Here is a 24,232-nt window from a genome sequence, read left to right on the forward strand (position 1 = left end):
CAGGCCCCGGCTTTGCCGGGGCCTTTTTTCGTTCGGGCCGCTAGAGTTTCGGGCGGGCACGAATCGGCCTGCCACCCAAGGGGAGTATCCGCGTGAAGCATCTGATCCGGGCGGCACTGGCCGCGACGACGGCGACCATCGCGCCGGTCCATGCACAGACCGCCCCGCTCCTTCCCCTGCCCGCACGGGTGACGCCGGCGAAGGGCGCGATCACCATCGGCAACGGCGCGGGCGTCGTCGTGCCGGCCGGCGATACCGCTGCCGCCACCGCCGCACGGCTGCTGGCCGACCGGGTGAAGGTCGATCGCGGCCTGACGCTGACGACCGCGACCACCGGCACGATCCGCTTCGTCCGCGACGCGGCCGTCGCCGGCGACGAAGCCTATCGCCTGACCGTCACGCCGCGTGCGATCACCATCGCCGCCAGCGGCGACCGTGGCCTGATCTGGGGCGCGATGACGCTGGCGCAGCTGCTCAGCCCCGACACCGTCTTCGGCAAGCCGGTCCGCGTCGCCGCGACCACTATCGACGACGCACCCCGCTTCCGCTGGCGCGGGCTGATGGTCGACGTGACCCGTTCGTTCCAGCCGATCGACACGCTCTATCCGGTCATCGACACCATGGCCGCGCAGAAGCTCAACACGCTGCACATGCACCTGTCGGACGATCAGGGATGGCGCGTCGAGATCAAGCGCTACCCGAAGCTGACCGAGATCGGGGCTTTCCGCGATCCGCCCGTCGCCGGTGGCCAGCCGGGGCCGAAGGTCGGCGGCTTCTATACGCAGGACGAACTGCGCAAGCTGGTCGCCTATGCCGCCGAACGCGGCATCACCATCGTCCCCGAAATCGACATGCCCGGCCATGCGCAGGCGGCCGTTGCGGCCTACCCCGAAGAGGTCGGCGTGCTCGGCGATCGTCCGCCGGTCGGCCATGACTGGGGCGTCAATCCGTGGCTCTTCTCCCCCTCCCCGCGCAGCATGACCTTCATCAAGAACGTGCTCGACGAACTGCTCGACATCTTCCCCGGCCAGTTCATCCATGTCGGCGGCGACGAGGCGGTGAAGGACCAGTGGCAACGCTCGCCGGAAGTGCAGGCGCAGATGAAGGCGCTGGGCCTCAAGACCGAGAACCAGATGCAGGGCTGGATGATCTCCGAGCTCGGCAAATATCTGGCGTCGAAGAACCGCCGCCTGATCGGCTGGGACGAAATCCTCGAAGGCGACGTCCCGACCAGCGCCACCGTCATGTCGTGGCGCGGCGAGGCGGGCGCGGTCGAGGCGGCGAACAAGGGGCATGACGTGGTCATGTCGCCCGCCCCGAACCTGTATCTCGACAATATCCAGTCGACCGCGGGCGACGAACCGCCCGGCCGCATCGGGCTGCAGACGCTGGAAATGGTCTATGGCTATGAGCCGGTCCGCCCCGGCGTGACGGCGGAGGCCGCCGCGCATGTGCTCGGCGCGCAGGGCAATGCGTGGTCCGAATATCTGGCGACGGCCAGGCAGAAGGAACACGCCACCTTCCCACGCCTGTCCGCCATCGCCGAGTTCACGTGGAGCCCACGCGACAAGCGCGACTGGAAGGGGTTCGTCGAACGCCTCCAGCCGCAGATGCTGCGCTACCAGCGGCAGGGCATCGCCGCCGCCGACGCCGCCTTCGCGGTCGCCTATACGCTCGACGGCGCCAAGGGCGACGTGCTGCGCGGCAAGTCGCCGAAGCTGACGCTCGCCACCCAGACCGGTGCCGGCACGATCCGCTACACGACCGACGGCAGCCAGCCGACCGCCCGCTCGCGCACCTACGCAGCGCCGATCGCGGTAAAGCCCGGACAGGTCGTCACCGCCACCGCCTTCGCGAAGGACGGCCACCCGCTCGCCGTGCCGCGCCGCTTCGACGCGACCCGCCCCGCCTTGCTCCGCGCGACCGGCAGCAGCGACATGGTCGCCTGTCCCAAGGGCGCGCTTGGTCTCCGCGTACCGCTGGTATCGGGGCAGAGCGGCGACGCCCCCGCCTACAACGTTAACATCTTCGACACCTGTACCCAGGCGCCGAAAATGCCGCTCGACGTGGCGCAGGCGTTCAAGGTCACCGTCGCCCGCCTGCCGCGCCACTATGGCCTCGCCCATGACGAGGGTAAGGTCCGCCTCCACTATGCCGTCACCCGCTATGGCGAACTGGTAATGCGCGTCGGCGGGTGCGACGGCATCGTCGCCGCGACCTTCCCGCTGCCCGATCCCGACACCGCGCCCAACCGGTTCGACTTCACCGGCAGCTTCCCGAAACAGCCGGGCGATGCGGATATCTGCCTGCAATTCACCTCGCCGCTATCCGACCCCTTCTACACCGTCGACACGCTGCAACTGGAAGAGTCGAAGTGAAGCCTACCCTGTTCCTGCTGCTTGCCGCCGCCCCCGCCGCACTCTGGGCGGCGCCGCGCGAAACGGTGACGCTCGACAAGGGCTGGGAAGTCCGCCTCGCGCCGGGCGATCCGGCGGCGAAGGACCATCCCAGGGCCGCGCGCTGGGTGCCGGCCAAGGTGCCCGGCTATGTCCAGACCGATCTGATCGCGGCAAAGATCACGCCCGACCCCTTCGTCCGCCTCAACGAAGCGACGATCCAATGGGTCGGACGCAGCGACTGGGACTATCGCGGGCGCCTCACCGCCAGCCCGGCGCTGCTCGCGCGCGACCATGTCGACCTCGTGTTCGACGGGCTCGACACCTTTGCCGAAGTGTTCGTCAACGGCCAGAAGCTGCTCGCCGCCGACAATGCCCATCGCCGCTGGCGTGCCGACGCCAAACCGCTGCTGAAGGCCGGTGCGAACGAGATTCGCATCGCGTTCAAATCGCCGCTCGGCGTGCTGAAGCCGATGGTCGCCAACATCGAGAACCCGCTGCCCGGCGAATATGATTCGACCGCCGGCGACGAGCCGGAAGCGCGCCAGACCTCGCCCTATATCCGCAAGCCGAAGTACCACTATGGCTGGGACTGGGGTCCCCGTATCCTCAATGTCGGTCCCAATGGCGCGGTGAAGGTCGATGCTTGGGACGATGTCCGCATCGATACGCTGCGCGTCCAGCAGGAGGCGGTCACCCCGGCCGAGGCACGCCTGTCCGCCGACGTCACGCTGATCGCCGATCGCGACGCCACGGTGCAGGTCGATGCGATCGTCACCGCCCCCGATGGCGCCAAGGTCCGCGCGACCCGCACCGTCGCCGTAACGGCAGGCGAGAACCGCGTGAGCGTGCCGCTCGCCATCGCCAATCCCAAACTCTGGTACCCCGCCGGCTATGGCGCGCAGCCGCTCTACACCGTCGCCACCGAAACCCGGCTCGACGGCGAACTGGTCGATGCACAGCAACGCTCGACCGGCATCCGCACCGTCGAACTGGTCCGCGAGAAAGACGCGATCGGCCGCGGCTTCCTGTTCAAGATCAACGGTATTCCGGTGTTCGCCAAGGGCGCGAACCTGATCCCGTTCGACAGCTTCGGCCCGCGCGTCACCGACGCCTATATGGCGAAGATCATGGGCGACGCGAAGGCGGCAAACATGAACATGGTCCGCATCTGGGGCGGCGGCATGTATCTGCCGGACAGCTTCTTCGACACCGCCGACCGGGTGGGGCTGATGATCTGGTCCGACTTCATGTTCGGCGGCGCGATCACCCCCTACGATCCCGATTATCGCGAAAGTGTGAAGATCGAGGCCGAGGAACAGGTCGACCGGGTACAGGCGCACCCCTCGATCGTGCTGTGGTCGGGCAATAACGAAGTGCTGTCGGGCTGGGAGGGCTGGAGCGACCGCACCGCCTTCAAGAAGCGCGTCGGGGCCGACGAACAGGAACGCGTCGGCGTCGGCATGGCGATCCTGTTCGACCGCGTACTGCGCGACGCCGCCGAACGGCGCGATGCCGACGTGCCCTATTGGCCCGGCAGCCCGAGCGCGAATTACGAGGGCAAGCCCGATCAGGACGGCAATGGCGACCGCCATTATTGGGACGTATGGGGCGGCAAGAAGCCTGCCACTGCGTACCTCGACAGCTGCCCGCGCTTCATGTCCGAATATGGGCTGCAGGCGATGCCCGACATGGCGACCATCGCGAAGTTCGCGAAGCCCAGCGACTATGCCGTCGACTCCCCCGTCATGACCGCGCACCAGAAGTTTCTGAAGGGTGCCGGGCAGCAGCGGCTGCTCGACTATATCCGCATGCGCTATCGTGAACCCCGCGACTTCGCCGACTTCGTCTATCTCAGCCAGGTCATGCAGGCCGACGGCATCCAGCTGGGCGCGCTCCATCACCGCGCCTGCCGCCCGGTCACCAGCGGCTCGCTCTACTGGCAGTTGAACGACGTCTGGCCCGGCGCGTCATGGTCGAGCATCGACTATTATGGCCGGTGGAAGGCGCTGCACTTCGCCGCCCGCCGCTTCTACGCCCCGCTCGCCATCTCGGCGGCGCGCAAGGCCGAGGGACCGACCGAGGTCGCGCTGATCTCCGACGCGACCCGGCCGGTCACCGCCCGCTGGCGCGTGCGGACGATCGACGTCGCGGGCAAGGTCGCGAACCAGTTCGAACGTGCGGTGCAATTGCCGGCGCTGTCCTCGACGAAGATCGCGACGCTGACCGACGCCGATCTGTTCAAGGGCGCCGATCCCAAGCGCAGCTTTGCCGTGTTCGAACTGCTGGTCGATGGCAAGGTCGCCTCGCGCGCTTTGGTCTCGGCGCTGCCCGAAAAGGCGATGGACCTGCCCGATCCCGGCCTCGTCACGCGCTGGTCGGTCGTCGACGGCAAACCCGCGCTGACCGTGACCGCCACCCGCCTCGCCCGCGCGCTGTGGATCGGCTTTGGCACGCTCGATGTGCAGGCATCCGACAATTTCCTCGACCTGTTGCCGGGCGAAAGCGTGACGGTGACGATCGAGGGCAAGGCATCGACCGGCGCGCTGAAAAAGGCGCTGCGCCTGCAAACGCTGGGAGCCGCCAAGTGAGCATCCTCCTCGCCCTGCTTGCCGGCGCGGCCGAACCCGACCCGCAGATCGCCGCGACCATCGCCGCGATGACGCCTGCGGAAAAGGCGGCGCAACTGCAAAGCACGGCGCCGGCGCAGGGCGATGTCCTGCCCGCCTATGACTATTGGAACGAGGCGCTGCACGGCTTGGCACGCAACGGTGTCGCCACCGTCTTTCCGCAGGCGATCGGCCTCGCCGCGACGTGGGACGCGCCACTGATGGAGCGGATCGGCACCGTCGTCTCGACCGAGGCGCGCGCCAAATATAATGCGCTGCCGGGCAAGAACCGGCGCCGCTATGAGGGGCTGACCATCTGGTCGCCCAACATCAACATCTTCCGCGATCCGCGCTGGGGTCGCGGGATGGAAACCTATGGCGAGGATCCGGTGCTGACCGGCGCGCTGGCAGTGGGTTACGTCCGTGGCCTGCAAGGGCCGGACCCGCTGCAACCCCGCGTCATCGCCACGCCCAAGCATCTGGTGGCGCATAGCGGGCCGGAGGCGGGGCGCGACGCGTTCAGCGTGCAGACCGCGCCCTATGACATGGAGGCGACCTACCTCCCCGCCTTCCGCCGCGCACTGACCGAGGGGAAGGCGCAATCGGTGATGTGCGCCTATAACGGTGTGCATGGCGTGCCGGTGTGCGCCGCCGACTGGCTGCTCAACCAGCGTATCCGCCGCGACTGGGGGTGGAACGGGCTGGTCGTCTCGGACTGCGACGCGATCGGCAATATCGCCCATTATCAGCGCTATGCCCTCGACAACGCCGCCGGCTCCGCCGCCGCGATCAATGCCGGCATGGACCTGAATTGCGGCTCGGCCTATGCTGCGTTGCCCAAAGCGCTCGAACGCGGGCTGACCACGCAGGCCGTCATCGACCGCGCGCTGGAACGGACGTTCGAAGCCCGTAAGCGCCTCGGCGACGCGTTCGGTGCGAAAAGCCGCTGGGATTCGATCCCGGCCAGCGCGCTCCACACCCCCGCCAACCGTGCGCTGGCGCTGGAGGCGGCGCGCAAGTCGCTGGTCCTGCTCCAGAACAACGGCGTCCTGCCATTGAAGCGCGGCGCGAAGATCGCGGTCGTCGGCCCCAATGCCGACAGCCTCGACGTGCTGGAGGCCAATTACAACGGCACCTCGGCCGATCCGGTCACTCCGCTCCACGGCCTGACCGATCGCTTCGCCGTCACCTATGCACAGGGGTCGACACTGGCGGAAGGCGTCCCCCTCCCCGTCCCCCAGACCGCGTTCGGATCGGGGCTGAAGGCCGAATATTTCGCCGATCCCGCGATGACCGGCACCCCGGCGCTGACCCGCACCGACCGCACCATCGATTTCAACTGGGCACGCACCAGCCCTGCCGCGAACCTTCCGGTGAACCGCTACGGCGTGCGCTGGACCGGCACGCTGACTCCGCCGGGGCCGGGTCGCTACACGCTGCGCATCGACATCAACCGCTGCTGGGACAAATGCTCGGGGCGTGACGCTGTGAAGCTGTGGGTGGATGGCAAGGACGTGCTGAGCGCCACCGGTACCGCCGCCGCCGTCGAAGGCGCGGCCAACGACAGCAAGTCCGAACGGATGGAGGCGACGCTCGACTTCGCCGACGCCTCGCCCAAGCCCTTCCGCCTCGACCTGACCCATGCCAGCACCGACGACAGCATCCGCCTGACGTGGATTGCCCCCGCCGATCCGCAGCGGGCACAAGCCGTCGCCGCCGCCCGCAATGCCGATGCGGTGGTCGCGTTCGTCGGCCTGTCCCCGGCGGTCGAGGGCGAGGCGCTGCGCCTCGAAGTCGCCGGCTTCTCGGGCGGCGACCGCACCGACATCGCGCTGCCACAGGCGCAACAGCAACTGCTCGAAGCGGTCAAGGCGAGCGCCAAGCCGCTGATCGTCGTCCTCCTGTCGGGCAGCGCCGTCGCGATGGAATGGGCCAAAGCCCATGCCGATGCGATCGTCGCCGGCTGGTATCCGGGCGAGGTCGGCGGCACCGCCATCGCCGATGTGCTCGACGGCACGACCAACCCGTCGGGCCGCCTGCCGGTCACCTTCTATGCGAAGACGAGCGACCTGCCCGCCTTCGTCGACTATAATATGAAGGGCCGGACCTATCGCTATTTCGACGGCCACCCGCTCTGGGGGTTCGGCCATGGTCTCAGCTACACCAGCTATGCCTATGCCGATGCCAAGGCCCCCGCGACCCTGACCGCCGGCCAGCCGCTCACCGTCACCGCCCGTATCACCAACACCGGCAAACGCGCCGGTGAGGAAGTCGCACAGGCCTATCTGATCGCGCCCGACAATCTCAACAAGATCGGCGCGTGGAACGACCCCGTCCTGCGCCACAGCCTCGTCGCCTTCCAACGCGTCGCGCTGAAGCCCGGACAGGCGAAGACGGTGACCTTCACCCTCGACCCGCGCCTGCTCAGCACCGTCTCGCTCGACGGCACCCGCGCGGTGCGGCCCGGTAGCTACCGTCTGTTCATCGGCGGCGGCCAGCCGGGCGACACGACCGGACAGGAAGTCGCCTTCACCATCACCGGCACGCAGGAGTTGCCGAAATGACCATGTTCTCGCGTCGCGCCCTGCTCGGCGGCACCGCCGCGCTGGCGCTGGTCGATGCACTCCCCGTCGGCGCAGCCGGCACCGCCCCCGCCAGGCCCGACCTGTTCATCGGCACCGGCGGCGACGGCCATACCTTTCCCGGCGCGACCATGCCGTTCGGGATGGTCCAGCTCTCCCCCGATACCGATACCGCGCGCTGGGCGACCTGTTCGGGCTATCACAAGGGCGACGGCTCGATCCTCGGCTTCAGCCATACCCATTTGTCGGGCACCGGCATCGGCGACATGCTCGACGTGCTGGTCGTGCCGACGCGTGGGGCCGTGCTGCTCGACGGCGGCCCGCTCGACGATCCCGACAAGGGCTATCGCCAGCGCTACAAGGACGAGGTCGCCGAACCCGGCTATTACGCCGTCACCCTCGAAAGCGGGGTGCGCGCCGAACTGACCGTGACCGACCGCACCGGCATCCAGCGCCATCGCTTCCCCGCCGGCCCCGGCCATATCCTGATCGACCTGTCGCATCTGGTGATGGAGGGGCCAAACCAGTCGCCCTATATCGACGAAGCCGCGCTCTCGCTCGAAGCCGATGGCACCCTGACCGGCACCCGCCGCGTCTTCCGCTGGGCGAAGGGCCGCCGCATCTACTTCGCGATGCAGCTGTCGCGCAAACCCGACCGCATTGAATTCTTCGGCGATAACGACACCGCCGCCGGCAACCGGGGCGTCACCGGCAAGCGCCTGAAAGCGGTGCTCCATTACGACAATGCCGGCGCCGCGCCGATCGTGATCCGCACCGGCATCTCGGCGGTCGACATCGCAGGCGCCAAGGCCAACCTCACCGCCGAAGCGAAGCACTGGGACTTCGACCGCTACGCCCGCGCCGCCCGCTCGGCATGGGCAAGCGAACTCGACCTGATCCGGTTCGAAGGGGGCACGCCGCAACAGCGCACCGTCGCCGCATCGGCGCTCTACCACGCCTCGATCGGCCCGACGCTCTTCTCCGACGTGGACGGCCGCTATGTCGGCCTCGACCGCCGGACGCACACAGTCCCGCGCGGCGAGCAGGCCTACAGCGCCTATTCGCTCTGGGACACCTATCGCGCCTTCCACCCGCTCCAGACGCTGATCCGCCCGGCGCGGACACAGACCTTCGTCCGCGACCTGATCCGCCAGACGCAGCAAAGCCCCTATGGCCCGCCCGTCTGGCCGCTACAGGGGGTGGAGACTGGCTGCATGATCGGCTGGCACGCCGTGCCCGTAATGGCCGAAGCCCGCGCGAAAGGCATCGCCGCCGACTATGCCGCCGCATGGGGCGGCGTACGCAAGCGTTCGTTCGACTGGTCGACGCCCAACCTCGACAACAGCATCGGCGTACGCGCCTATGACGAACTCGGCTATGCGCCCGCCGACCGCATCTTCGAAAGCGTGTCGAAGACGCTCGAATTTTCCTATGACGACTATGCCGGCGCCTACATCGCCGATGCGGCGGGCGATGCCGCCGGCGCGGCGCGCCTACGCAAGCGGTCGGGCAACTGGCGCAACGTGTTCGACGCGAAGATCGGCTTCGCCCGCGGTCGGATGGCCGATGGCAGCTGGGCCGAACCCTATGCCCCCAATGCGCTCGGCCATTCGAAGAAATGGCGCGATTTCACCGAAAGCAATGGCTGGCAGGCGACCTTCCTCAACCAGCATGACGTCCATGGGCTGATCGCGGCGATGGGCGGCGATGCCGCGTTCGAGGCGAAGCTCGACGGGCTGTTCACCGCCTCCTCCGAACTCCCCGCCGACGCCCCGCCCGATATTTCGGGGCTGGTCGGGCAATATGCGCATGGCAACGAACCCAGCCACCATGTCGCCTATCTGTATGCCTATTGCGGCGCGCCCTATAAGACTCAGGCGATGGTCCGCCGCCTGCTGACCGAAATGTATCACGACCGCCCCGACGGCATCATCGGCAATGACGATTGCGGGCAGATGAGCGCATGGTACCTCCTGTCCGCGCTCGGCTTCTATCCGGTCGATCCGGTCAGCGCGACCTATGTGCTGGGCAGCCCGCTGTTCGACCGCGCGACGGTACAGGTCGGGGCTGGCCGCAAACTGATCGTCGAGGCGCGCGGCAACGCCCCCGACCGCCCCTATGTCCGCAGCGTCACCTGGAACGGCCGCCCCTGGAACAGAAGCTGGATCGCGCATGCCGATCTGGTGAAGGGCGGACGGCTGGTGTTCGACATGGCCGCCGAACCGAACAAGGCATTCGGCCGCGCGCCGCAGGACCGCCCGGGCGCCAAGTGATTCTCGCCACGCTCCTCGCCACTGCCGCGCCGCTGACAGTACCGCTCGATGCCGCCTGCGTCGTCGGCACCGATCCGGCGGCGCAGGTGCTGCGCGAGCGGCTCGCCGAGCGCGGCGCATCCTGCCCCTCCCCGACCAATCCCACCGGCCCCAAACCGTCGCCCCAGCGCAGGCTGGGGCCTCCCCCGGCTCCTGTCCCGCCCGAAAACCAGGAGATCCCAACCTCCGCTGGGATGACGCCCGTGGCGATCAAATTCATATCGGCAAGGCTCGCCCCCGAATCCTTCGCCATCACCACCAGTCGCCACGCCATCACCATCCGCGCCGCGACCACCCGCGCCCGCCTGTTCGCCGCCGGCTGGCTGCTGCGCCACCTCGACAACCTCGCCCTCACCGCCCCGACCTACATCGCCGAAGCCCCCGCGATGGCGATCCGCGGTACCCAGATCGGCTACCGCGCCAAGAACAACAGCTACGATGCATGGACGGTCGCCATGCTCACCCGCCGGATCGAGGATTTCGCGCTGCTGGGCGGCAACCGCATCCAGTTCGTCGCGCCCGTGTCCGACGATGCCGCCACCTCGCCGCTATCGCCGCTGCCCGCCACCGAAACGCTGGTCGCGGTCGCGGCGGCCACCCATCGCCTCGGCCTCGACGTCGCGCTCTTCTACCCGCTGCTGCGCGATTACGACAAAGCCGGAGCCGCACAGGCCGAAGTCGCCGACTTCACCACCCTCGCCGCGAAGCTGCCCGCCCTCGACGCGCTCTACATCCCCGGCGGCGATCCCGGCCATACCGCGCCCGACCGGCTGTTCCCGGTGGCCGAACGCATCGCCGCCGCGCTGCGCCAACGTTTCGTGCACGCCGAAGTGCTGCTGTCGACGCAAGGGTTCGACGCCGCCGGCCTGAACGCCTTCCACGCACAACTCGCGCGAAACCCGCGCTGGCTGACCGCGATCTTCGTCGGCCCGCAGACCCGCGACAGCATCGCCGAGCATCGCCGCCGCATCGCCGGCCGCTTCCCCATCGAAACCTACCCAGACACCGCGCATACCATGCACGCGCAATTCCCGATCCCCGACTGGCACCCGGCCTTCGCGCTCACCGAAGGGCGCGAACCGGTCAACCCGCGCCCCGCCGCGACGACGCGCATCTTCGCCTATCTCGCCCCCGGCACGCGCGGCTTCGTGACCTATAGCGAAGGGGTCAATGACGACTGGAACGTCAGCCAATGGTTTCGCCTCGGCTGGAACCCGGCAACGCCCGCCACCGACATCGCTGCCGACTATGCCCGCATGTTCGTCGGCGACCATCGGTTCGCTGCCATACCCGAAGCGCTCGAAGGAAACTGGCGCGGCGACCCGTCGGCCAATGCCGGGATCGACGCCACCGCCCGGCTGGTCGCCGATCTTCGCCCCGCGCCATGGGCCGACTGGCGCATCGACCTCTACCGCTACCGCGCCACCTACGACGCGCTGGTCCGCCACCGCCTGATCGCCGCCAAGGCCAATGAAGGCGAGGCACGCTGGACGCTGCGGCAGGCCCCGGCGATCGGTGCGGAGGCTACCGTCGCCGCCGCCCGCTTCGCCTATGCCCGCCCCGAACCGGCGATCGTCGCCCCGCTGCGGGCCGATCTGATCGCGATCGCCGATCGGCTATGGGATCGCGCCCGGATGCAGCTGTCGGTGCCGCGCCACGGCGCCTCCAACTGGGAACGCGGTGCCAATCTCGACCGCGCCGATATCGAACTGAACGACCGCAATGTCGCCGAGGCGGAGATGGCCGAGGCGCTGACCCATCAAGACGCCGCCGCCCGGCTCGTTGCGATCGGCGACCCATGGCGCAGCCGCGACATGGCGATCTACGACGATCTCGGCGATCCGACCGCCGAACCGCATCTGGTGCGCGGCCCCGGTTTCGATGCCGACCCCCAATCGCTCGACAGCGCGATCGACGGCGTCGCCGACCATATCCCCGATCAGGGCTGGCGCATGGCCGATTTGAGCTATGCCGAGGGGCTGTACGAAACCCCCGTGCGCCTGTCCTATTCCGGGCTGGAGCGGGGTCGCCGCTACCGCCTGGTCGCGCGCTGGGCGGGGGAGGGCTATGCGCTGCCGATGCGGCTGACCGGCGACGGCGTCGAGCTCCACGGTTTCCGCGCGCGCAACGGCGAGCGCGAGACGGTGGAAACCGCCATCCCGCAAAGCCTGACCGCCGATGGCGCGCTGACCCTCGAATGGCATCGCCCGCCGGGCGTCGGCGGCGGCGGGCGCGGTCATCAGATCGCGCAGACCTGGCTGATCCCCGAACCCCTTGTCCCCGAATCAAACGCACCCGGAGCAGAGCAATGAAGTTTTCCCGCCGCAGCCTGATGGGCAGCAGCCTGATCGCCGGTGCCGCCGCCTGCACCCCGCGCGTGTCGCCCGTCGCGGCGGCCGGTGGCGGCGGCAACCGCGTCCTGCCCCCGGCATGGGGCGCGACGCCGTCGCCGCGCCAGCTCAGATGGCACGACCATCGCCAATACGGCTTCATCCATTTCTCGATCAACACCTTCACCGACAAGGAATGGGGCTATGGCGACGAAGACCCCGCTTTGTTCAACCCGACCGACTTCGATCCCGATCAGATCGTCGCGGCGGCCAAGGCGGGCGAACTCACCGGCCTGATCCTGACCGCCAAGCATCATGACGGCTTCTGCCTGTGGCCGACGATGTTGACGGAGCATTGCATCCGCAATTCGCCCTATAAACAGGGGAAAGGCGACATTGTCGGCGAACTCGCGGCGGCATGCCGGCGCGGCGGTATCAACTTCGGCGTGTACCTGTCCCCATGGGACCGCAACCGCGCCGACTATGGTACGCCCAGCTACATCACCTATTACCGTGCCCAGCTGACCGAACTCTGCACCCGGTATGGCGAGTTGTTCGAAGTGTGGTTCGACGGCGCGAATGGTGGCGACGGCTATTATGGCGGCGCGCGCGAGACGCGGAAAATCGATGCGGTTCAATACTATAACTGGCCCTCGATCATCGCCTTGGTCCACGAACTGCAACCGAACGCCTGCACCTTCGATCCGCTGGGCGCCGATATCCGCTGGGTCGGGAACGAGGACGGCCACGCCGCCGACCCGTGCTGGCCGACCATGCCGAACCACCCCTATGACCAGACCGAAGGTAACACCGGCGTCCGCGGGGCCGAATTATGGTGGCCGGCGGAAACCAACGTCTCGATCCGGCCGGGCTGGTTCTACCATGCCGATGAGGATGCGCAGGTAAAATTACCCAGCAAAATCATGGAGATGTACAATGATTCGGTCGGTCATGGCACGACCTTCCACCTGAACCTGCCCCCCGATCGCCGGGGCCGGATCCACGACCGCGACGTCGCCAGCCTGACCGCCTTCGGCAACGCGCTACGTGCAACCTTTGGCAACAACCAGGCCGATGGCGCGGTCGCCACCGCCAGCGCCGACCTGTCCGGCGCGTCGGCCAAATTCGTCAATGACGGCCGCCCCGACACCTTCTGGCTCGCCCCGCCGGAAGCGAAAAACGCCAGCCTTATCCTCGACATGCCGCCCGGCCGCAGCTTCGACACGATCCGGTTGCAGGAATGGCTGCCGCTGGGCCTGCGCGTCACCCGCTTCGCCATCGACGTGTCCGATGGCGGCGACCAGTGGACGACCGTCGCCGAAAAGGACATGGTCGGCCCGCAGCGCCTCGTACGCCTGCCTGCCCCGATCAGCCCCCGCCGCGTCCGCTTCCGCACCGTCGCCGCCGAAGCCGGTCCGGCGATCCGCGAATTCGCGCTGTTCCAGTCTGTTGCGCCGGTCGACCTGCCCCCGCTGAAGGTCAGCGACGCGAGCATCGTCGACCGCACCGGCTGGAAGATCACCGCCGCCAGCGCGCCCGGCGGCGAAGCGATCCTCGACGCCAGCCCCCGCACCGCGTGGGTCAGTCCCGCGCCTGCGTCGCTGACGATCGACATGGGCCGCAGCGAGACACTCGCCGGCTTCACCCTGACCCCGACGCGCCATGTCGATCCGCAGGCCGCCCCGCCGATGAAGTATCGCGTCGAAACCAGCGTCGATGGCAAGAGCTGGACGCCCGGCGGCGAAGGCGAGTTCCAGAACATCAACTACGCCCGCGCGACCCAGCGCCTGCCCTTCCCGAAAGCGCGGCCGGCCCGCTACCTCCGCTTCGCCTTCCCGCAACCGGCGGTGCCGGCGCCGGCAATCGCGGTAGCGGAAATCGGCGCGTTCCGGTGAGGTAGCGCCCGTCCCCTCCATCACCATCCGTTCGGTTCGAGCAGCTTCGAGCGAAGTCGAGAAGCGTCCGTCGAGAACGCAGCCGTTTGGGGCACCCCCTTCTCGACGACGGTTCTCGACAAGCTCGAACCTCCGCTCGAAGCGAACGGAGGGGAACGGTCGCTATCCCTTCGGCGCGACCCGCACCGTGCCGTTGAACCCGGACCGCGTGTTGGGTTGCGCCTCGACGATCACCGCGATGGTCTTGGCCCCCGGCGGGATCGACGCGACCAGCGGCGCGGCGGCGAAGTCGGTCTTGGCCGCGACCTCCTTGCCATCGACAAAGACCCTGGCCCGCCCGTCGATCCGGGCGAAGGTGACGTTGCCGCCTTCCTCCACCACCCGCCGCCGGACCGGCAGCGTGGCGCGATACAGCCGGAACGACGCGCCCGCCTCCGGCCCCGTCGTGTTGCCGCTGCGGGTAAAGTCCCAGCTGTTATTGTCGTTGACCGGCGGCATCAGCCCCGGATCGGGCGCGGTCGCGAACGAAGGCGAGCGCCGCCAGTTGAGGATGAACGCCCCCGGCGGCGTCACCGCCACCTGCGACCGCGGGGTCGCCGCGACCCGGTCGATCACCAGCCGCGCCGGGCGCAATCCGTCGGCACTGGCGACGATCGTCACCTTGCCGCGCCCCTCGCCCGCCTGCACCAGCATCTGCGCGAGGCCGTTGAACAGCGACCGCTGTGGCGCCTTCTCGCTTTCATGGCTGTTGGGATCGCCATTGCCGACGCCGATCAATGTCGCACCATCGATGGTGAAGCGGGTCATCCGGTTCTCGGTCGGCACATGCCGCCCCTTCGCATCGACCGCATCGATCGTGACCGGCACGACATCCTCGTTGTCGCCCAGCATCTGCCGTCGCGCCGGGGTCAGCCGTAGCGCGACCGCCGGCCCCGCTGTCTCATGCACCGCCCGCGCGACCTCGCGCCCGCCCTTCAGCGCGATCGCCTCCAGCCTGCCAGGCGCATAAGGGACGGTGAAGCTGTTGCCCATGATCCGGTCGACCGCCTGCTCGCCGATCATCCGGCCGTTCAGCACCACGCGCACCCGTTCGGCATTGCTGGTGACGAGCAGCGCGATCGGCTGCCCTTCCTTGCCCGGCCATGTCCAGTGCGGCGCGATACCGACCACGGCCGTGTCGTCGATCCAGTGCGCGCGATGGATGTCATAGGCGGTCTTGGGGAAGCCACACAGGTCGAGGATGCCGAAGAAGCTGGCGATGGTCGGCCAGGTGAACGGCGTCGGTTCGCCATGATAGTCGAACCCGGTCCAGACGAAGCCGCCGGCGATGAAACGGCGCCTGGCGATCTCCGCCCATGCCTTGCGATGCGTCGCGCCCCACGGTGCGGCTTCGTCGTCCATCGACGACATGACATGGCGTTCCTGATCGGTCGCATAGGCACCGCGCGTCATGAACGCGCTGGTGTCCTCCGACGACGTGCTCGGCTTGGCGGGGTTCAGCGCGTGGAACTTGTCGTAATCGCCCTGATAATAATTGAACCCCATGACATCGACCACGCTCGACACATTCTGCGGGTCGTAGAAGCTGCCGTTCATCGCCGCCGTCACCGGCCGGCTGTCGTCCAGCGCATGGACATGGGCGGCCATCCGCCGCACCATCTCGACGCCCGCTTCGGTCCCCTGCATCGGTTCCTCGTTGAAGACCGACCACAGGATGATGCTGGGATGATTGCGATGCGCCCGGACAAGCCATTCGAGCTGCGCCATATTCTCCGGCGCCGGGTTGAATATACGGTTCTCGTCCATGAGAACGAACCCCATCCTGTCGCACAGCTGGTAGAACGCCTCGGCCTGCGCATTGTGCGAACAGCGGATGGCGTTGACGCCGGTATCCTTCATCCGTTGCAACCGCCATTCGAGCAGCGCGTCGGGCACCGCGACGCCGACCCCGGCATGGTCCTGATGCAGGCACACGCCCTTCAGCTTGACGTGCCGGTCGTTCAGGAAGAATCCTTGTTCGGCATCGAAGCGGATCGTGCGAAACCCGATCGGAATGCGCCGTTCGTCGCCGCCGCCCGGCGCATCGGTCGTCACCCGGACGGTGTAGAGCGTCGGCGTCTCGATCGACCAGCGCACCGGATTGTCGACGGGCAGCGTGACTGCGACCTCCGCCTGCGCCAGCGGCTGCAACTGCGCCTGCCCGCGAGCGCTGCCGATCACCTTCCCCGCCGGATCGAGCAGGTCGACCAGCACGTTCGCCGTCGCCGCCTCGCGCGCGATGCTGTCCAGCGTCACGGTCACCGGCACGCTCCAGCGACCATCGCCACCGAGCCGCGGATCGCAATGCACGCCATAGGTCGCGATCGACACCGGCGGCCGCTTCGACAGCCAGACATGGCGGTACAGGCCAGCGCCTTCGTACCACCAGCCTTCCATGGCGTTGGCGTCGACGCGAATCGCGATGACATTCAATTCGTCACCGAAGCGCGCGAACGGCGTCAGGTCGATATCGATCGCATTATAGCCCGAAAAATTGCGCGCGACGATGCTGCCGTTGATCCAGATCGTCGCCGCGGTTGCGATCGCCCCGAAGTGCAGTTCCAGCCTTTTGCCGCGATCCGCAGGGTCGAGCCGGAGCGTCCGGCGATACCAGCCGATCCCGCGCGGGCGATAGCCCTGCGCGACATTGGCGGTCTCGACGAACCCCTGCGCCGACGCCCAGTCGTGCGGCAGCGTCACCTCCGCCCAATCGCTGTCGTCATGGTCCATCGCCGCCGCACCGCGCGCATTGCCGGCCTTGGCGTTGCTATACGTATCGTCATGCGTGACCGGCGGCGGGGGCGTGATGTCGCCTTCGTGGAACAGCCAGCCGCGCGCGAGCAGCGTCCGTGACGGATCCTCAACGGGCAAGCGTTCGAACAAGCCGTCGCGCGGGGCGAGGCCGTGCAGCAAGCCGTTCGGCTCGGTCGCGCGCCGTGCGGCCAGCGCCCGCATCGGCAGGGTCGCCGCCGCCAGCGTTCCCGCCGTTCCGGTCAGCAGGGCGCGCCGCCCAAGGGGCATGAAACTCATCCGATCTGTCTCCTTATTCGTCGATCGCGGCGCGCAGCGCCCGCACGACCATCGCATCGGTCCGCGCCAGTCCCGGCCCGGCAAAGCCCAGCGCCTGGACGAGCGCATCGTCCTGCGGCACGGCCACCCCGGCCGAGGCATGGACCTCCACCGCGCCCGTCGCGGTCAGCAGCGCCGCGACATTGTCCGGCCGAACGCCCGATCCCGGCATCACCACGATGCGCCCCGCCGCCGCGCGCGTCATCGCCGCGATCACCCCCGCCCCGTCGACGGCCCGCACCGCACCGCCCGAGGTCAGGATGCGCGCAAAGCCGTGCGCTACCGCCGGTTCGACCGCCGCGACCGGATCGGACAGCAGGTCGACCGCGCGGTGCAGCGTCAGGTCGATATCGCGCCGCACCGTCCGCACGGCGGCAACCCATTGCTCCGTAACCGCTTCGTCGATCGAACCGCACCGCACCGCCCCGAACACCAGCCCGTCGACCCCGGCGGCGACCAGCGCCTGCGCATCGGCGATCGCGGTCGCGACCTCGCCGGGCGAATAGGTGAAATCGCCCGCGCGCGGCCGGACCATGGCATGGACCCGGATGCCCGCCATCCGTGCCCGCGCGACGACGAGCGCGGTCAAGCCCGGCGATGGCGTCAGTCCGCCCACCGACAGCGCCCCGCACAATTCGACCCGGTCCGCGCCCCCGGCAATGGCGGCATCGAACCCCGCCACACTGTCGATACAGATTTCCAGCGTCGTACGCGCCATGCGACCCCCGTCGGTTTGTAAGACTAATGAAGCGTCGTCGCCGAAGGTCAAGCGGCTTCCCATGCTTGACTCGCGCGCCTGTCCGGCATAAGCGCGCCGCCAAGCGTCGTGGCGGGATTCGTCCATGTCCGACGTCCGTCCGAGACAGCAGGTGCGGGTTTCCCGCTTAATGTCCTGCCGAGGCGGGGAATGCGTTTTATCGCCGGGCGCAGCTTTCGCGACGCCAGGCCAGCCATGGGAAATCCGCGCGACTGCCCGGTTCCTTCGCATGGCGACCATGCCCCTTCACGGACTGTCGCCCCGTTCGTCGCAACCGCGGCGGGCGGATTGTACGCGGGCGTTTTCCGGTTCGGGAACCGCCCCAGTTAAGGAGAACGGCATGGATCGCACTCAGAAGAGTGAAGCCGTCGCCGAGCTGAACCGCACCTTCAACGAGGTCGGCGTGGTGGTCGTCACCCGCAACCTCGGCATGACCGTCGCGCAATCGACGGGCCTGCGCAACAAGATGCGTGACGCCGGCGCGAGCTACAAGGTCTCGAAGAACCGTCTTGCCCGGATCGCAGCCGAAGGCACGCCGTACGCGGTGATCGCCGACCTGCTGACCGGCCCGACGGCGCTGGCGACGTCGACCGACCCCGTTGCCGCGGCACGGGTCATCAACGACTTCGCCAAGACGAACGACAAGATCGAGATCGTCGGTGGCGCGATGGGCGGTCAGCTCCTCGATGCGGAAGGTATCAAGGCACTCGCCTCGCTGCCGTCGCTCGACGAACTGCGCGCCAAGATCGTCGGCCTCATCGTTGCCCCGGCAACGAAGCTGGCGACCATCACCCAGGCTCCCGCGGCACAGATCGCCCGGGTCCTGTCGGCATATGCGGAGAAGGACGCGGCCTGATCGGCGGCTTCCGACCAATTTACCCCTATCTGATTTACGGAGAATATCATGGCTGACCTGAACGCGCTCGTCGACCAGCTGAGCGAACTGACCGTCCTCGAAGCGGCTGAACTGTCGAAGCTGCTCGAAGAGAAGTGGGGCGTTTCGGCCGCTGCTGCCGTTGCCGCCGCTCCGGCCGCTGGCGGTGGCGCCGCTGCCCCGGCTGCTGAAGAGCAGACCGAATTCGACGTCATCCTGACCGGCGACGGCGGCAAGAAGATCAACGTCATCAAGGAAGTCCGCGCCATCACCGGTCTCGGCCTGACCGAAGCCAAGGCGCTGGTCGAAGGCGCTCCGAAGGCCGTCAAGGAAGGCGTCAACAAGGACGAAGCCGCCAAGATCAAGGCGCAGCTCGAAGGCGCCGGCGCGACCGTCGAAGTCAAGTAAGCCGCAGACGGGACAGCGGAGCCGAGGCTCCGCTATCTCCGTCAAGGCCGGCCGGCGGGCTGCAAGGCCCGACCGACGGGATCGAATTCACTTCGATCCCGGCTTGCACGGTACGAAGAAGGGGCGGCCCCAAATGGGGACCGCCCCTTTTTGCGCCCGCAAACATCAATCGCGACAATGACTTGCGGACGTCACGAAACCGCGACACCATCGCGCCCATGCCTGCCGCCCTAACCCTGTTGCTCGCCGCCGCCTCACCAATCGCGCCGGCCGTACCCAACCCGCCACAGCAGCAGCTGTTGCGCTGGCAGGTGGAGAGCATCCGCTGTGGCGATCGCGCCGTCACGCCGCTTGCCGCCCCGCGTCCGCTGTCGGGCCTTCTATGGGGGCCGGCGGATCCGCAACCGATCACCTTCACCTTCCGTATCGACGCCACCGGCCGCGCATTGTCGATCGCCCCGGCACCGGCCCGCTACGTTCCGTCGAGCGAGGACCTCGGCCCGGCACTCGCCGCTGCCCGCTTCGCGCCGGGTGAAGCGCTTGCCGGTTGCACCATCACCTATCGCGCCGAGGCGGTACCCTTAGCCGATGCCGACCTGATCGAGCTGATGGCCTATACGATCGATCCGATCAGCGGTCGGCTGCCGCAGGCCGGGTGGGACCGGATCAGAACCCCGGACAGCGATTGCCTCCGCCCGCCCTATCCCAAGCCGCTGCTGCGCGCCTATCCCGATTTCGACACGATTGCCGGGTCGCCGGGCGAGCGCAGCTGGACGATGATCGGCTATGATCTGACCGGCAGCGGCACGCCGGTGAACGTCCGCACCATCGCCGGCACCGCCAACCGCGCACTCGACGCCGCCGGGCGCAAGGCGATCGTCGCGTCCCGCTTCACCGCCGGAGCCCGGACCGGCTGCCTCTATCCTTACTGGCACGCCGCGACGCCGATCGCCGCGCCCGTCGCGCCCGAAGAGGCGAGTTTCGGTACCACGCCGAACTGCCCCGCCGCGCCATGGGTGCAGCCGCCGCGCCTCACCTATCCCGGCGCGTGGAACCGTCGCTCGATCGAGGGTTGGGCGGTGGTGACCTACGACGTCGCGCCATGGGGCGATGTCGGCAACGTCCGTGTCCTGGCCAGCGAGCCAGCCACCGCCTTTGGCGAGCAGGCGCTGCAGGTCATCCGTTCCGCTCGACGGGCGCCGTCGCCGACCGGGGCCAGCGGGTGCATCGACCGGGTGTTGTTCAAGATCCGGTCGAACGGCATGCCCGCTGACCCCAACACGGCGCCGATCTATTAAGCCGGCAGAAGCCCCCCCCCTTCCCGACAAGGAAGGGGAGCAGGCGGAAGCCTTTCTTACGGCACCGTCACCGTCTCGACTGGCACGCCCTTCAACTCGGGCAGCGCATCGAGCTGCGGCTTTACCTTGGCGAGGTCGCCGACCACGACCAGCGTGAACCGGTCGAGCGGCAGGTTCTGTTTGATCGCGCTGCTGAACTGCGCGTCGCTGACCGCCATCGTCGCGGGTACATAGCGATCGAGCCAGTCGGCGGGCAGGCCGAGCGCGTCGCGCGTCGCCAACTGCCCGATCAGCGAGGCGCTGTCCGAACTGCGCAACACGAACAGCCCGGCATTGTAGCTGCGCATGCCCGCCGCCTCGTCCGCCGCCGGCGGGGTCGATTGCAGCGTCCGGATTTCGTGGAACACTTCCTTGAGCGACGCCCCGGTCACCGCGGTGGTTACGTCGGCGTCAAAGGTCCATGCGGCATCCCCGGGACGCTGATCGATCCCCGATCCGGGCGAATAGGTATAGCCCTTGTCCTCGCGGATGTTGCGGGTGATCCGCGACGAGAAGCTGCCGCCGAGCAGTGCGTTGGCGACGCGCATCGGGATGTCCTCCGCGCTGCCGGCCAGCGGCGCGGGCCAGGCGAGGCGGATCGTCGATTGCGGCGCACCGGGGCGATCGACCAGCAGCACCCGCGGTCCCGGCGTGGCGGTCGGGACCAGCGACAGACGCGGCGGCCCCTTCTGCCAGTCGCCGAACGCCTTTTCGACCGCGGCCTTGACCGCCGCCGGATCGAACCGGCCCGCGACGTACAGCCGCGCGCGCTGCGCCCCGAAATTGGTGGCGTAGAAGCGCTTCACCTGATCGAGAGTATAGGCATCGAGCTGCGCGGGGGTCGGCACGGTTCGGCCATAGGGATGATCGCCATAGGTGGCGCGGGCCAGCGCATAATCGGCAAGCGTGCCCGGCTGCGCCAGCGCCTGCGCCAGCGACCGCGCGCTGTTCGCCTTGACCCGCGCGAACTCGCCGGCGGGGAAGGTCGGCCGGCGCGCGACGTCGCCGACCAGCGCGACCGCCTGCGGCGCGAATTCGCTGAGACCGCTCATGTTGATCGACGTGCCGGTATAACTGGTGCGCACCGACAAATTGCCGCCCATGCCGGCCGCGGCGGTGGCGAGCGCGGTCGAATCGCGGCTCCCCGCCCCTTCCTTCAGCATGTCGCCGGTCAGGTCGGACAGCCAGGTATCGCGCCCCTCCTCCAGATTACCGGCATAGACGCGCAGCATGATCGTGACCTTGGGCGCATTGCCATAGGGGATCAGCGTCACGCCCATGCCATTGGGCAGGGTATAGGTTTCCGATGCGGGCACGGTGAACGGCTTGGGCGCGCCAATTTCGGGCGCAGGTAGTGCCGGCGGCTGGGTCTGCGCGGCGAGCGGCGCCGCGATCAGCGCGAGGCCGGCGAGCAGGATCGAACGGCGCATCTCACTTGGCTCCCTGGGCTGCGGCATTGCCGGGCACGATGGTATAGATCGAGCGGTTGGTCGGGCGGAGATACTCCTGCGCGGTCTTCTGGATCAGCGCGGGGGTCACCTTGGCGAAACCCGCCTCGATCCGGTTCACCGCCTGCGGATCATTGTCGAACAGCGCATAGACGGCGAGCAGGTCGATCAGACCGACCCGGGTGCCGCCGTCGACCGACGAATAGAGGTCGGAACGCAGCTTGGTCCGGGCCCGGTCGAGCTCGGCGACGGTCACCGGCGTCGTGCGGAGCTGTTCGACGACCCCGTCGACCGCCTGCCGAATCTGGGCGTCGGTGAATTTGGGGTCGTGGGTGAAGTTGAACGCCCACAGCATCGGACCGTTATAATTGTACATGTTGCCGAGAGAGGCATTGATGCCGCCGGACAGGTCGCCGGTGATGCCGGTTTCGGCCACCAGCTTGCGCGACAGGCGGCTGTCGTCGCCCTGTACCAGCATCTGGTCGATCAGCCCCATCGCATACCATTCGGGCGTGCCGCGCGGCGGCATGTGATAGCCCGCCGCCCAGCCTGGCTTGGGCGCCAGCGCGTCGACGCGGCTCCGCGTCCTCTCCACCGTCTGGCGCGGTTCGGCGAGGTCGGGCAGCACCACGGGCGCGCCCTTTTGCAGCGGGCCGAAATATTTGCGGACCATCGCCTCGGCCCCGGCATAGTCGATGTCGCCCGAGACCACGAGCACCGCGTTGTTCGGGCGGTAGAATTCCGACTGGAACTGTTTCGCATCCGCGACGGTCGCCGCTTCGATCTCCTTGAGGTCGCCGTAGAAATTGTGACTGTTATACCAGTTGGTATTGGCCAGCATCGGCAGGTCGATCCACGGCCAGGTGCCATAGGGCTGGTTGAGGACGTTGACCTTCACCTCGTTGCCGACGACGCCCTGCTGGTTCTTGAGCACCGTGTCGTTGATGACCGGGCGGGCCATGCGATCGGCCTCCAGCCACAGGATGCGCTCCAGCGCGTTCGACGGCACGATCTCGAAATAATTGGTGAAATCGAACCGCGTCGATCCGTTCAGCACCCCGCCGGCATTGCTGATCGTGCGGATGAACACGCCCTTCGGCGCATTTTGCGATCCCTGGAACATCAGATGCTCGAACAGATGGGCGAAGCCGGTCCGCTCGCGCGGCTCGACGCGGAACCCGATCCCGTAATAGACGCCGACGGTGACGGTCGGGGCGAGCGTATCGCGCGACAGCACGACCTTCAGCCCGTTGGGCAGCGTGAAGTAGCGCATGTCGATGGCGAGCTTCGCCGGTGCGGCGGCGGGGCTCGGTTGCGCCGCCGCATTGGTCGCCATCGCCGGCAGCACGGCCAGCGCCGCCCCCAGCAACAGCCGTTTCATGATACGCGTCATCGGTCCCCCCTTTTGCAAATCAGTCGTCGGTAGCGCTTTCCTCTGCCGTATCGGCATGGACCAGAATGTCGCCGGGCTGGCATTCAAGCACACGGCAGATCGCATCGAGCGTGGTGAACCGGATCGCCCGCGCCTTGCCCGTCTTCAGGATCGACAGGTTGGCAAGCGTGATATCGACCGCCTGCGCCAGTTCGGTCAGCGTCATGCGCCGCGCGAGCAACACTTCGTCGAGGCGGACCAATACCGCCATCAGACCGTCCCCTCCAGATCCTCACGCAGCGCCGCGCCTTCGGCGAACACGCGCGCCAGCACGAACGCGACCAGCACCGACAGCCATCCGCCGATCGAGAAGGACGACCCGTCCAGCCCGACACCGGTGCCGGCGAAGCGCGGCAGGATCAGGAACAGCGGAATGTCGAGCAGCTGGATGGCGAGCAGCGCCCAGCCGATCGCCCGCACCCGCCGCGCATTGGGCGACGCGAAGGTCTCGCCCGCCAGCACGGTGCGGATGATCGCGGTCAGCCGCGAGAAGATGACGTGCGCGGGCACCGCCGCGACGACGCCCAGCAGCAGCAGCGCGCGGACACCGCCGACCATGCGCTCGACATCGATGGCCGGATATTTTGCGGCGATCCGCGCTGCGAGCAGATCGTGCAGCGGCAGGCTGGCGATCGCCGCCAGCAGGAATGCGACCGCGAAGAGGATGTTGAGGGCGAGCAGCAGCCGCAGCACGCCAAGCGTCAATCGCAATATCCGGTCCCGTCGCCCCATGCCGCCCCCAAT

The 24,232-nt window shown here is 68.1% G+C and carries 15 protein-coding genes; 9 read left to right on the forward strand and 6 right to left on the reverse strand.

Translation table 11 applies throughout. From position 1 onward, the window contains the following. Positions 1 to 92: 92 nt before the first annotated feature. The 6 genes from MF607_RS14010 to MF607_RS14035 are packed head-to-tail and all read left to right on the forward strand — an operon-like array spanning position 93 to position 14,124. Positions 93 to 2,378, forward strand: coding sequence for a beta-N-acetylhexosaminidase (locus MF607_RS14010; RefSeq protein ID WP_242119849.1), 2,286 nt, complete (start codon positions 93 to 95; stop codon positions 2,376 to 2,378). After that, positions 2,375 to 4,987 carry a beta-mannosidase gene (locus MF607_RS14015; protein WP_242119851.1) on the forward strand — a complete coding sequence of 871 codons (2,613 nt, stop codon included), beginning with the start codon at positions 2,375 to 2,377 and terminating at the stop codon, positions 4,985 to 4,987. Before MF607_RS14010 ends, MF607_RS14015 begins: the two co-directional genes overlap by 4 nt. After that, positions 4,984 to 7,569 carry a glycoside hydrolase family 3 C-terminal domain-containing protein gene (locus MF607_RS14020; protein WP_242119853.1) on the forward strand — a complete coding sequence of 862 codons (2,586 nt, stop codon included), beginning with the start codon at positions 4,984 to 4,986 and terminating at the stop codon, positions 7,567 to 7,569. The genes MF607_RS14015 and MF607_RS14020 overlap by 4 nt, the downstream gene beginning before the upstream one ends. After that, on the forward strand, positions 7,566 to 9,860 hold the full coding sequence (locus MF607_RS14025) for a GH92 family glycosyl hydrolase (RefSeq protein WP_242119856.1): 2,295 nt from the start codon (positions 7,566 to 7,568) through the stop codon (positions 9,858 to 9,860). The genes MF607_RS14020 and MF607_RS14025 overlap by 4 nt, the downstream gene beginning before the upstream one ends. Next, positions 9,857 to 12,211: a hypothetical protein gene (locus MF607_RS14030; RefSeq protein WP_242119858.1), complete on the forward strand. Its 2,355-nt coding sequence runs from the start codon at positions 9,857 to 9,859 to the stop codon at positions 12,209 to 12,211. Before MF607_RS14025 ends, MF607_RS14030 begins: the two co-directional genes overlap by 4 nt. Then, the gene (locus MF607_RS14035; RefSeq protein ID WP_242119860.1) at positions 12,208 to 14,124 is read left to right on the forward strand and encodes an alpha-L-fucosidase; all 1,917 of its coding nucleotides are present in this window, start codon (positions 12,208 to 12,210) and stop codon (positions 14,122 to 14,124) included. Before MF607_RS14030 ends, MF607_RS14035 begins: the two co-directional genes overlap by 4 nt. A gap of 162 nt (positions 14,125 to 14,286) precedes the next feature. On the opposite strand, the gene galA is transcribed toward MF607_RS14035, so the two are convergent. Continuing rightward, positions 14,287 to 17,184, reverse strand: coding sequence for a beta-galactosidase GalA (gene galA / locus MF607_RS14040; protein WP_242120073.1), 2,898 nt, complete (start codon positions 17,182 to 17,184; stop codon positions 14,287 to 14,289). A 22-nt stretch (positions 17,185 to 17,206) separates the two neighbouring features. Continuing rightward, positions 17,207 to 17,950 carry a copper homeostasis protein CutC gene (locus tag MF607_RS14045; RefSeq protein WP_242119862.1) on the reverse strand — a complete coding sequence of 248 codons (744 nt, stop codon included), beginning with the start codon at positions 17,948 to 17,950 and terminating at the stop codon, positions 17,207 to 17,209. A 379-nt stretch (positions 17,951 to 18,329) separates the two neighbouring features. Here MF607_RS14045 and rplJ point away from each other — a divergent pair, with 379 nt between their 5' ends. From rplJ to MF607_RS14060, 3 genes are all read left to right on the forward strand, one after another. Beyond that, positions 18,330 to 18,845, forward strand: coding sequence for a 50S ribosomal protein L10 (gene rplJ, locus MF607_RS14050; protein WP_055761025.1), 516 nt, complete (start codon positions 18,330 to 18,332; stop codon positions 18,843 to 18,845). Between the two features lie 48 nt (positions 18,846 to 18,893). Then, positions 18,894 to 19,271 carry a 50S ribosomal protein L7/L12 gene (rplL, locus tag MF607_RS14055; RefSeq protein WP_242119864.1) on the forward strand — a complete coding sequence of 126 codons (378 nt, stop codon included), beginning with the start codon at positions 18,894 to 18,896 and terminating at the stop codon, positions 19,269 to 19,271. Between the two features lie 218 nt (positions 19,272 to 19,489). Next, entirely contained in the window at positions 19,490 to 20,569 is a 1,080-nt protein-coding gene (locus MF607_RS14060; protein ID WP_242119866.1) for an energy transducer TonB family protein, read from the forward strand. Between the two features lie 56 nt (positions 20,570 to 20,625). Here MF607_RS14060 and MF607_RS14065 read toward each other — a convergent pair whose 3' ends face one another. Genes MF607_RS14065 through MF607_RS14080 form a run of 4 tightly spaced genes read right to left on the reverse strand, consistent with a single transcriptional unit; the run spans position 20,626 to position 24,220 of the window. Beyond that, positions 20,626 to 22,038, reverse strand: coding sequence for a M16 family metallopeptidase (locus MF607_RS14065; protein ID WP_242119868.1), 1,413 nt, complete (start codon positions 22,036 to 22,038; stop codon positions 20,626 to 20,628). A gap of 1 nt (position 22,039) precedes the next feature. Further along, positions 22,040 to 23,449 (reverse strand): M16 family metallopeptidase, encoded by a 1,410-nt coding sequence (locus tag MF607_RS14070; protein WP_242119870.1) that lies wholly within the window; start codon positions 23,447 to 23,449, stop codon positions 22,040 to 22,042. A 19-nt stretch (positions 23,450 to 23,468) separates the two neighbouring features. Further along, complete coding sequence (locus MF607_RS14075; RefSeq protein ID WP_242119872.1) at positions 23,469 to 23,699, reverse strand: helix-turn-helix domain-containing protein; 231 nt, start codon at positions 23,697 to 23,699, stop codon at positions 23,469 to 23,471. Beyond that, positions 23,699 to 24,220, reverse strand: coding sequence for a DUF2975 domain-containing protein (locus tag MF607_RS14080; protein WP_242119874.1), 522 nt, complete (start codon positions 24,218 to 24,220; stop codon positions 23,699 to 23,701). Before MF607_RS14080 ends, MF607_RS14075 begins: the two co-directional genes overlap by 1 nt. Between the last annotated feature and the right edge of the window lie 12 nt (positions 24,221 to 24,232).

The organism is Sphingomonas lacusdianchii, from assembly GCF_022664395.1.
GTDB classification, from domain to species: domain Bacteria; phylum Pseudomonadota; class Alphaproteobacteria; order Sphingomonadales; family Sphingomonadaceae; genus Sphingomonas; species Sphingomonas lacusdianchii.

Bases quoted from the DNA above. Each gene is read 5' to 3' on its own strand.
- MF607_RS14025 (WP_242119856.1), top strand. From the start codon at position 7,566: ATGACCATGTTCTCGCGTCGCGCCCTGCTCGGCGGCACCGCCGCGCTG.
- MF607_RS14035 (WP_242119860.1), top strand. From the start codon at position 12,208: ATGAAGTTTTCCCGCCGCAGCCTGATGGGCAGCAGCCTGATCGCCGGT.
- galA (WP_242120073.1), bottom strand. From the start codon at position 17,184: ATGCCCCTTGGGCGGCGCGCCCTGCTGACCGGAACGGCGGGAACGCTG.
- MF607_RS14045 (WP_242119862.1), bottom strand. From the start codon at position 17,950: ATGGCGCGTACGACGCTGGAAATCTGTATCGACAGTGTGGCGGGGTTC.
- rplJ (WP_055761025.1), top strand. From the start codon at position 18,330: ATGGATCGCACTCAGAAGAGTGAAGCCGTCGCCGAGCTGAACCGCACC.
- rplL (WP_242119864.1), top strand. From the start codon at position 18,894: ATGGCTGACCTGAACGCGCTCGTCGACCAGCTGAGCGAACTGACCGTC.
- MF607_RS14060 (WP_242119866.1), top strand. From the start codon at position 19,490: ATGCCTGCCGCCCTAACCCTGTTGCTCGCCGCCGCCTCACCAATCGCG.
- MF607_RS14065 (WP_242119868.1), bottom strand. From the start codon at position 22,038: ATGCGCCGTTCGATCCTGCTCGCCGGCCTCGCGCTGATCGCGGCGCCG.
- MF607_RS14070 (WP_242119870.1), bottom strand. From the start codon at position 23,449: ATGACGCGTATCATGAAACGGCTGTTGCTGGGGGCGGCGCTGGCCGTG.
- MF607_RS14075 (WP_242119872.1), bottom strand. From the start codon at position 23,699: ATGGCGGTATTGGTCCGCCTCGACGAAGTGTTGCTCGCGCGGCGCATG.
- MF607_RS14080 (WP_242119874.1), bottom strand. From the start codon at position 24,220: ATGGGGCGACGGGACCGGATATTGCGATTGACGCTTGGCGTGCTGCGG.